The sequence below is a fragment of the Shewanella gelidimarina genome, assembly GCF_023283945.1.
Taxonomy (GTDB): domain Bacteria; phylum Pseudomonadota; class Gammaproteobacteria; order Enterobacterales; family Shewanellaceae; genus Shewanella; species Shewanella gelidimarina.
This window is the reverse complement of record NZ_JAKIKW010000074.1, coordinates 1-560: the sequence shown is the minus strand read 5'-3', so window position 1 is coordinate 560 and position 560 is coordinate 1. Positions and strand designations below refer to the sequence as shown.

General features: G+C 48.4%; 1 pseudogene. It reads left to right on the top strand.

The annotated features are described in order from the left end of the window. Positions 1-560 (top strand): annotated as a pseudogene (gene ardA / locus L2729_RS21565) (acrylate reductase flavoprotein subunit ArdA); the annotation flags it as partial.

Sequence of the window (560 nt, the reverse complement as noted above, 5' to 3'; positions counted from 1 at the left end):
GATCAGCTTAAATCTGGCCGTGGTATCGCTGATGAAGCTTTACTTCGTCACGTGGCTTCGCATGCAGTAGAAGCACTGCAAATGACCTTAGATGCAGGCTCTGAATTCCATCCTTATCTGCAGCAATTAGGCGGTCACTCGGTAGCACGTACTTATCAAACTACCGTCAGTTGTGGTGCTGGTATTACTCAACCGCTACTTAATGAATGTCGTAAACTCGGTGTTCATACTCATAACCGCGCTAAGTTCGAAGGTTTCTTAGTCGGTGAACAAGGCGAAGTTGTTGGCGTTAAAATGCGCGAAAACTATCACTTTGAAGAAGACCAGCCAGGTAAAGTTCTTAATATCCGTGCCAAGCGTGGCGTGATTATGGCAACGGGTGGCTTTGCCCAGAACGTTGATTTACGTATGGCGCAAGATCCAACGTTAACGGCTGAAGTGGGTTGTACAAACGCACCTGGTGCCACGGGCGAAGGTATGTATGAGATGTTCCGCTTAGGCGCCATTCCTGTACATTTAGCGCACATTCAATCTGGCCCTTGGGCGTCACCTGATGAAGG